Raw genomic sequence first — 9,694 nt, forward strand, 5'->3', positions numbered from 1 at the left:
ACAACAAGAATTGGCAGAAAAAATGGGACATATAAAAGAAAAATATAAAGATAATGCTAAAGAACTTGAAAAGCAACAAAAACAAATGGAGGTTACTACAATGATAAGCGACTCTATATCGAAAAGACGTAGCATTAGAAAATATAAAAATCAAAGTATTTCACATGAAACTATAGAAAAAATAATTGAAGCTGGAATAGATGCACCTTCATCTAAAAATAGACAGCCATGGAATTTTATTGTTGTTACTGAAAAAGAAAAAGAATCTATGCTTAGAGCTATGAGCAAAGGTATTCAAAATGAGATTGATAACAATGGACTTCTTCCAGAAAGTCGCCAACATATTGCAGGAGCAAATTATACTGTTGAAATTATGAAACAAGCTCCCATAACAATTTTTATTTTAAACAAATTAGGAAAGTCACCTTTAGAAAACTTGTCTGCTGAAGAACGTTTTTATGAAATGGCAAATATACAATCAATTGGAGCTGCAATTCAAAACATGTCTCTTACAGCTGTAGAGTTAGGTCTAGGTAGTCTTTGGATTTGCGATGTGTACTTTGCATATCATGAATTATGTGAGTGGTTAGATACAAATAGTCAATTGGTTGCAGCAATATCATTAGGCTATCCTGATGAACAACCAGCAAAAAGACCTAGATTAAAATTAAATGATGTAACTGAGTGGAGATAAATAACTATTTATAATTAAAATATGGTAAGTAAATTCAACAAAAACAATTTACTTACCATAAAAAACAACTTACTTACCATAAAAAATAATTTGCTTACTATGCTACTACAATTATTGAAGATTATCTTATACCTCTACAATCTCCTTATGATTACTCATCACTTTATTTTGCTTTATAGTCAATGCTTTCATTTCATGAACAGCAAAATATATACATACCATTGCAGCAGCGGCATCCGCTATTGGCCCTGCATACATTACCCCATCAATACCCATAAACATTGGTAAAATCACTATTAATGGAATTAAAAACAAAATCTGGCGAGTCAAAGAAGTAAAAAGTCCCAGTACTGATTTCCCGATTGATGTAAAGAAAGTTGATGATACTATTTGAACACCATTTATAAATGTTAAGAACAAGAAGGTTCTAAAATAATGTTCTGCAAATATAAAATAAGTTTCGTTTCCATTACCAAATATAGATGTAATTTGTCGTGGGAAGAATTGGAAGCATAAGAATGCCATAACAGATATAACAGTTGCACTTCCTACTGCCAACTTATAAGCTTCTTTTACACGATTATATTTTTCAGCCCCATAATTGTATCCTATAATTGGTTGCATTCCTTGTGATATACCAATAATTATAGATATAAAAATCATATTTACTTTAATAATGATACCAACACAGGCAAGTGGAATCTCACTTCCATAAACTGACCTAGCCCCATAATATGCCAACGTATTATTCATAACTATTTGTGTTACAGTCATTGCTAATTGGTTAAAACATGAACTTGAACCTAATGCAAATATATGTTTATAAATTATACTCTCTAATTTAAAACTCTTCTTATGTAATTTAATATGTTGAAAATTCATTACATAATAAACACTAATTCCAAAAGATATAAGTTGCCCAATAACAGTAGCTAAAGCAGACCCAGCAATTCCCATATCAAGCACAAATATGAATAGTGGATTTAAAATTGTGTTGATAACTGCTCCTACCAACATACAAAACATAGAAGCTTTTGGTTTTCCATCAGCAAGTATCAACTTACTCATTCCAGTAGACATTATAAGAAATGGCAATCCAATTGATGTAATCTTTGTGTATGTGTGTGCGTAAGGTAATATTTCTGATGTGGAACCAAAGAATTTTAATAGTGGTGTTAAAAATATTGATACTATTACAAATAAACTTATTCCAAATACAGCCATCAAACAAATAGAATTTCCTGCTGCTTTTGTAGCTTTTTCTGAATTTTTAGCGCCTAATTCTAATGAACACTTAGATGCTCCACCAATACCTAATAATAAGGCAATTGCAGTACATATTGTTGTTAATGGAAAGGTAACATTTGTAGCAGCATTACCTAATACCCCAACACCTTGCCCAATAAAAATTTGGTCAACAATGTTATATAATGCACTTACTAACATCGCTATAATGCTAGGTATTGCATACTTAGTCAATAATTTTGAAACTTTCTCATACTCCAATGGTTCTTTATATTCTTCTTCCATCTTCCTTCGCCTCCAATTTTGCTTCTTCATTCATATCAATGGCTATAAAAGCAGTCTTTTTTAACATTGACATGAACAACTCTTGCTCTTCTTTTTCAAATGAACTTAACAATTCTTCTACATACCCATTAGTTATTTTTATTATTTCATCGTAACATGCCAAAGATTTTTCTGTAGGATACAAATGCCATGTTCTTTTATCTTTAACACTTGGTTCTCTAGTAATAAATCCTTCTTTTTCTAGGTTTGCCAAAGCTCTTGTTATGTTACTAGGATTTACAAGAATTCTTTTAAATATAGTATCCTGTGTAATACCTGGATTACTACATATGTGTAATACATAAAAATATTGGCTATTGTTAATTCCAATATCCGCCAATTTTCTGTCAATATAGTTTGTGTTATATCTATTTATAATGGAAACCCATTTTAATAGCTCTCTCATGTTCTCTCCTTTATTGTCATTTATATTTTCATTGCGAGCGCAATAATCTATTTGCTCATGCAACTATTTTACTGCTAAATTTATACTTTGTCAATAGTCCATAATCCCTAATTCCTGTTGAGTTTTTGTAAACTTTATATAGATTTTTGATTATCTATTTAAATCTTCTTATATATCTAAATAGCCTCATTTTATCAGCTATTCGGTCATTTCCACTATTAAAAGTTGAAAGTAACATCAAGACAAATTAAAGTTTACTTTTAAGCTATCATATCAATGTGACATAATATCGTAAATCATACAAGATGCAAATGGATAGAATTAAAATCAAGTGACAGCAAGTAAAATCAAGCCATAATTTCTTTATTTCGTTATAATGAATATAGAGTGATTGAAACGAGGTGAATAGTTAAATGTATGAGTGGCAACAACAAATTCAGATAATCATTGACGAGATTGACAAGTGTATTAAAAATTACAATGGCGAAGTCTTAACACTACGCTTTCTTTCTCGCAAATTGGGATATTCTGAGTTTTATACAACGAAAAAATTCAAAGAAATATCGGGTATACAGTTTAGAGATTACTTGCGGAATAGAAAATTAGCCTTTGCATTAAAAGAGGTTCGGGACAGTGATAAAAGTCTATTGGATATTGCTTTTGATTATGGGTTTTCATCGCATGAAGCTTTTACCAGAGCTTTCAAAGGAACTTATGGTGTAACTCCGAGTGAATATAGAAAAAATCCTAAGCCAGTCGTTCTTCGTACAAAAATAACCCCTTTTGACCGCTACTTTTTAGGATTGGGAGAAATAGGTATGATTAAATCAACAGATGGTGTCAAGATTTATTTCGCAACCATACCTGCTCACAAATTTTTGTACATTAAAAACAATGAGAGTAACGGGTATTGGGATTTTTGGCGAAAGCAAAGTCTTATTCCAGGACAAGACCACGAAACAATTTGCGGTTTGCTCGACAGTATCAAGGGTAAATTGGATGATGACGGTGGAAGTGAAGCTAACTGCGGAAGCGGTCAGATTATGGCTTATATGAACGATTCGGATGGCAGGCTCTGCGATTGGGGTATTCTTCGTACAGAGTGTTGGGGCGTACGACTTCCCTTTGATTATAAAGGGGAACTGCCACCACAAATGCTTATGGTTGATATTCCCGAAGCCGAGTATATTATCTTTGAACATGGTCCGTTTAATTATGAACAGGAAAATTGCAGTGTGGAAGAAAAGATTGAAATGGCTATGGCAACTTTTGATTACACTGGTAATGGTTACTGTCTTGATATTACCCCTGGAAGAATCATGTACTTTTATTATGACCCAGAACAGTATTTTAAGTACATTAGACCCGTGAAAAAGATGTAAGCCTATCCACTGTAAAATCCTCACTAAGTGGATAAGACGTACTCGATAAAATAAAATTTATGGAGGAAAATTAAAAATGACTAAGTCTATTTGTGGAGTTGATTGTAGGAAATGCAAATTGAGTAACACTTGTAACGGATGTGCTGAAACGAAAGGTCATCCTTTTGGTTCAGAGTGCATGGTTGCATTATGTCTGAAAGAAGGGGAAAATGCTCTATGCGCATTCAAAAAGAATTTGATTACAGCATTTAATGCACTTAACATACAAGATATGGAAGAAGTCACAGAACTTAATGCACTGAAAGGCTCTTTCATTAACATTGAATACACCTTACCAAAAGGTCAGATTGTAAGGTTTTGGGACGACAATAAAATTTATTTTGGAAATCAGCTTGTCAAAAAAGATAGTGACAGATATTATGGAATTATTGCTGACGAAAAATATCTCATGGTATCTGAGTATAGCGGTTATGGTTCTGATGCTGAGATTGTAGTATTTAAGCATTGGAGGTAAATACAAATTAGAAGTAAAAGCGAAGATTATTTATAATAGATGGAGGTTCTTTAGGTTGGAAAAATATATTGCTCTTTTGCGTGGCATAAACATTAGCGGTAAAAACAAAGTGTCAATGCCATTATTAAAGGTGGCATTTGAAGATATGGGATTCTTGAATGTTAGCACCTATATCAATAGTGGAAATGTTCTTTTTTCCAGTGAAAACAACGATAAAAGTGAAATAAGTAGACTATGTAAAACCATGATAGAAGAAAGATTTATGTTAGATGTCCCTATAGTAATCATTTCACTAAAAGAATTGTCAGAAGCTTTGGATAACACTCCCAAATGGTGGGATATAAATTCTGATGAAGAAGTGATACATCAAGCTATCTTCCCTATTCCACCTATCACTATTGAAGAAGTATATAAGGCTGTTGGAGAAGCCAAACCAGAATATGAACAGGTTGATTATTATAAGAATGTGATTTTTTGGTCTGCGCCAAGAGCTACATTATCAAAAACAAGGTGGTATAAAATTGCAAGTTCTTCAGTTAATAACAAAGTAACAATTAGGAATGCCAGCACTACAAAAAAATTATTTTTGCTATCAAATGAGTAAATCTATTATGGCATAACATGGAGTTCACAAATTTTAGTTTATCTTTATGATTAACTGACTAGAAAATTTGAAATTGACTAGAAGGTTAACAATCTAACATCGTCATTCGTACGAAGCTAAGAAAAAAATAGAGCCTGACCCAGACAATTCGCAATATATATTGACTTTCTGGGTATTAGCTATAAATTCAACGAAGAAAAACCGTAGGTTATATATCACTAATTAGTGAATTATATATAATCTGCGGTTTTGTGCATTACTCAAATAATTTATATACTTTTAATCATATTATCATATCAAAGCTCTTATGTAAGCGATAGATTAGTAGTAAATTCAACTCTTAAAATTTAAGATATTGATAATAAACCTAGTGTTTAAGAGATAATCTGTATTTCTGTTTAAAATTTAATTAAAAACATATTGACAGTCTACCTATTATTTGTAATAATTAATATATCAAATCGATATATACCTAAGCAATATATATATAAACGATATTAGGAGGCACTATGTTAGAATACATTATTTTAGGATTCCTGATGGAAAAAGAATTAAGTGGATACGATTTAAAACAAAGAATGTCAACGAGTACTTCATACTTTTTTGATGCTAGTTTTGGTAGTATTTATCCAGCACTTAAAAGATTAGAGGAAAAAGGTTATATCTACTATCGTGAAGTTATAGATGGTGGCAAATTAAAAAAACTATACTCTATAACTGATATAGGAAAATCATATTTTCTCGAGTGGTTAGAAAAACCAATTAAATTTTCTAAGACAAAACATGACCACCTTGTTAACATATTTTTTTATGAGTACTTACCTAAGGAAATAATTGAAACAAATGTAAAAATGTTAATAGCTGAAGTTGAATTACTTTTAAATAAATTAGATGCACAAAAAACTGAGTTGGAACAAAATTGTTGTATTGACCAATACACATGTATGTATTTTACAATGATTTATGGAGTTGACTATTATAGTTTTGTAATTAATTGGTGTAATGATTTATTAAAAAAATTGTAAGATAGAATTATAAAAGTCAACCTACATAATATAAAGGGGGTAAAACTTATGAGACTTTTAATACATGATTTAACTGAAAAAGATTTAGATAATTTATTACCTAAGCTTGATAACAATGTAAAAGCTCTTTCAAACAATGAAGAAATCCACAAATGTATTGGTTGTTTTGGTTGTTGGATTAAAACACCTACTGCATGTGTCATAAAAGACTATTACAGCAATATGGGTAAATTGATAGCTGAGTCTGATGAACTTATTATACTAAGTAGATGTTGCTATGGTGGCTTTAGCCCAGTTGTTAAAAATATACTTGATAGAAGTATAAGCTATCTCCTTCCATACTTCGTAATAAAAAATAATGAAATGCATCATAAAAATAGATATGAAAAACAGATAAATTTAAAGGTTCTATTTTATGGGGATTGTACTACAGATGCTGAGAAAGATACAGCTACTAATCTAGTACATGCAAATGCTATAAATCTCAATATGAAGGAACATTCTGTTTCATTTTTTAAAAATCTACAAGATGTAAGAGGTGAATCTTTATGAATATAGTAATGATAAATGGAAGCCCAAAAGTAAAAGAAAATAACTCACAATACTTTTTATCTGAAGTAGAAAAACTTATACAAAAGGATAATGACATTCTTACATTTAAAATAGACAATGTATCCAAGTATCCTAAAGCTATTGATGCCATACTTAATTGTGATAGGTTGATAATTGCATTTCCTCTTTATGTAGATGGCATCCCTTCTCATCTACTTCGTCTTTTAGAGGAATGTGAAGAATGTGCAAAGAAACAAAATAAAAAGGATATTCCAGTATATGCAATAGTTAACTGTGGGTTCTATGAGGGGAAACAAACTCATTTAGCAATTCAAATGATAGAAAATTGGTGTAAAAAAGCTAACTTTACATGGGTTCAAGGAGTCGGAATTGGTGGAGGAGAAATGCTAGGTTCATTAAAATCTGTTCCTTTAGGTAAAGGTCCAAAAAAAAGCTTAGGAACTTCATTAGGAGAACTATCAAAGAATATACTTAATAACAACATAGATAGTAGCACTTCTAGTAAAAATAATATTTTTATCTCACCTAACTTTCCTAGATTTATATTTAAATCTACGGCTAATTATCATTGGAATCCAGAAGCTAAATCAAATGGATTGACTAAAAGCGATATACTAAGAAAATAAAAAATTAATATTAAAATAAATTTTTCCTAAGATATAAGTATTTTATTTTTCTTTAAAGTTTTGTATACAAACCTATACAAATCACATAAAACTTAAAATACTACATTAAAAACAACTTTTAAAGGGGATGTCTCAAAATGAACTTTTTAGTTCATGAGGCACTCTTTTTTTATGAAATCAAATATGTTTTCATCATTTCAACAATAAAAAAGAAGCTTATCTCTGTTTTGAGATAGCCCCTTTGTTGTGCATATTAAAAAATGTATTTTTTATGCTACATTTAACCAATATTTGATTTATATTATAGTTAACTATTTCTCAGTTTATGTTATGGATGTCTATTACTCAGCCTCTCTAATTCTTTCAACAATACTATCCTTAGAAACATTACGATAAACTATTAAAGGCACTATAGATGTTATCAAAAATACTATTAATATACTTATTATGAGTGCTCCCACTGGATAAGCATACACAGAATATCTTAATTTCATAATATTAAATCCTAAAAATGTTGCCATACTTCCAAAAGTAAGATTTACAATAGTTATTATCACCCCATAATAAAATCCCTCAAGCATTATCATTTTTTGAAGCTGTTTTCTTGTCATCCCTACTGCCTCAATCATTGCAAACTCTTGTTTACGAGACATTATATTTGTTATCATAGTGTTTATAAAGTTTAGTATTCCAATCAATCCTATTATAAACACTGCACTCATACCTACAATCTTTATAACCTTTTGACTCTCTCTTGCCTCCTCTACATAGATATTTTTTGAATAAACTTTTGTATATGGATTATTGTATTTCTTATTCAAATTATTTATTTTATTTTCAACAGACTTCACATCACCATTTGTATCAATTACCAGACTTTCTACATATGGCTTTACAACCATATTTTTAAAGTCATTTTCATTAATGTACATCCCCATATTAAAATTTTGTGCACCATCAAAAACTGCCATGACTTTAAACTCTTTATCTATATATCCTTTCCCTATAGTATCTCCTTTTAAATATCTAAACTTAATTTTATCTCCTGCTTTTATTTTACTTCCTTCATGTCCATTAATTACTACATATCCGCCTTCATCAAATTTTTTCTCATCTATAGAACCTGACAGTATTTTAGTATTACTTTGAGAGTATATAGTATTATTTTTTGATAGTTTACTTAATAATCTACCTGAAGATAATCCAACTGTATCTGAAGCTAAAAAACCATTATTTTCTGCAATTTCTTCTGGGTCTCTACCTTGAAGAAACTGCTTTTTATATTCTTCATCTACTTTTTGAGTCAATACTTCATCTTTTAAATCTCCTTCGTAAGCTATATAACTTAAATCCTTGTACAGCTTACTTACATTACTTACTCCATCAAGATTATTAATATCTTTTATAAGATTTTCATCAATTGGAACAACTTCATTATCTTCAAATTTCGCAGTGTCTGCAAGTCCATGACGTATTTCTATATCCCCTAACATCATACCTTCAGCAGCTCTTTCTGGATTAGAGCTACTTATAATTGCAGATACAGTCAAAAATATTATACAACTTAGTGACATAGAAACTAAAACTAAAATAGCTTTGCGTCGATTTCTAAATACATTTGCAAATGCCATCTTATGAATTTTAGAACCACTTTTCCCTCTTTTAGACTTACGTTTAATCTTATTACTTTTATCACTATATCTTACAGCATCTATAGGAGATACAGAACTTACAATCTTAGCAGGTTTTTTGCATGACAATCTAACAGTTACATATGAAAATATAACGGCAAATACAAATATTAACGGATTAAAATATTCAAATGCTGTTTTATTTAATCCCTCCATAAACTTACCAACTAGAGGGACAAACACTATTCCTATTAAAAATCCCAATACTAAGCCTATTGGTATAGCTATTATACATAATCTATTAGCTTGTTTAATAATCAATTTTTTTAATTGATATGGTGATGTTCCTATTGTTTTTAATAAGCCATAATATTTTATATCTTTAACAACTGAAATATAAAAGATATTATAAATTAATAAATATCCACTTAAAAGTATAAGCATTACAATTAATATTATTGGTAATACATTTTTAACAACTTTCTTGAAAGTAGTTGCTTGTTTACTTAAATATATGGGATTTATAGTTGCTTTTCCTGAATAAGGTTGGATTTTCTCAGTTAGTTTCTGAACCTCCCATGACTAAAGTCACGGGGTTCCTGCTTCATAGAATTTTGCATACTAAAATATGTCTTACTAATTCTCCACAGGCTATCCCCGTAGTTCCTAC

The 9,694-nt window shown here is 30.2% G+C and carries 10 protein-coding genes; 7 read left to right on the forward strand and 3 right to left on the reverse strand.

The window, feature by feature from the left end:
• Positions 1–694, forward strand: a 694-nt coding sequence (locus KGF50_RS18110; protein ID WP_413926839.1) for a nitroreductase family protein, incomplete at its 5' end; no start/stop codon positions are given.
• 126 nt (positions 695–820) lie between these two features.
• On the opposite strand, the gene KGF50_RS18115 is transcribed toward KGF50_RS18110, so the two are convergent.
• Together KGF50_RS18115 and KGF50_RS18120 are read right to left on the reverse strand one after the other, a co-directional pair.
• A complete protein-coding gene (locus KGF50_RS18115) occupies positions 821–2,224 on the reverse strand; it encodes an MATE family efflux transporter (protein WP_227849359.1) in 1,404 nt (467 codons plus the stop codon).
• On the reverse strand, positions 2,208–2,732 hold the full coding sequence (locus tag KGF50_RS18120; protein ID WP_413926840.1) for a MarR family winged helix-turn-helix transcriptional regulator: 525 nt from the start codon (positions 2,730–2,732) through the stop codon (positions 2,208–2,210). Before KGF50_RS18120 ends, KGF50_RS18115 begins: the two co-directional genes overlap by 17 nt.
• Positions 2,733–3,082: 350 nt before the next feature.
• Between KGF50_RS18120 and KGF50_RS18125 the strand changes: the two genes are divergently transcribed.
• The 6 genes from KGF50_RS18125 (at position 3,083) to KGF50_RS18150 (ending at position 7,393) form a co-directional block, all read left to right on the forward strand.
• Entirely contained in the window at positions 3,083–4,051 is a 969-nt protein-coding gene (locus KGF50_RS18125; protein ID WP_227849361.1) for a helix-turn-helix transcriptional regulator, read from the forward strand.
• A 118-nt stretch (positions 4,052–4,169) separates the two neighbouring features.
• Positions 4,170–4,565, forward strand: coding sequence for a DUF3795 domain-containing protein (locus tag KGF50_RS18130; RefSeq protein ID WP_227849362.1), 396 nt, complete (start codon positions 4,170–4,172; stop codon positions 4,563–4,565).
• A gap of 55 nt (positions 4,566–4,620) precedes the next feature.
• A complete protein-coding gene (locus KGF50_RS18135; RefSeq protein WP_227849363.1) occupies positions 4,621–5,169 on the forward strand; it encodes a DUF1697 domain-containing protein in 549 nt (182 codons plus the stop codon).
• Positions 5,170–5,678: 509 nt separating this feature from the next.
• Positions 5,679–6,194 carry a PadR family transcriptional regulator gene (locus KGF50_RS18140; RefSeq protein ID WP_227849364.1) on the forward strand — a complete coding sequence of 172 codons (516 nt, stop codon included), beginning with the start codon at positions 5,679–5,681 and terminating at the stop codon, positions 6,192–6,194.
• Between the two features lie 48 nt (positions 6,195–6,242).
• Positions 6,243–6,746 carry a flavodoxin family protein gene (locus KGF50_RS18145; RefSeq protein ID WP_227849365.1) on the forward strand — a complete coding sequence of 168 codons (504 nt, stop codon included), beginning with the start codon at positions 6,243–6,245 and terminating at the stop codon, positions 6,744–6,746.
• Positions 6,743–7,393, forward strand: coding sequence for an NAD(P)H-dependent oxidoreductase (locus KGF50_RS18150; protein WP_227849366.1), 651 nt, complete (start codon positions 6,743–6,745; stop codon positions 7,391–7,393). Before KGF50_RS18145 ends, KGF50_RS18150 begins: the two co-directional genes overlap by 4 nt.
• A gap of 341 nt (positions 7,394–7,734) precedes the next feature.
• Here the strand turns inward: KGF50_RS18150 and KGF50_RS18155 are convergent, their stop codons facing one another.
• Positions 7,735–9,468: an ABC transporter permease gene (locus tag KGF50_RS18155; RefSeq protein WP_227849367.1), complete on the reverse strand. Its 1,734-nt coding sequence runs from the start codon at positions 9,466–9,468 to the stop codon at positions 7,735–7,737.
• Positions 9,469–9,694: the final 226 nt, after the last annotated feature.

It is taken from the genome of Clostridioides sp. ZZV15-6598 (assembly GCF_020657705.1).
GTDB lineage: Bacteria > Bacillota > Clostridia > Peptostreptococcales > Peptostreptococcaceae > Clostridioides > Clostridioides difficile_F.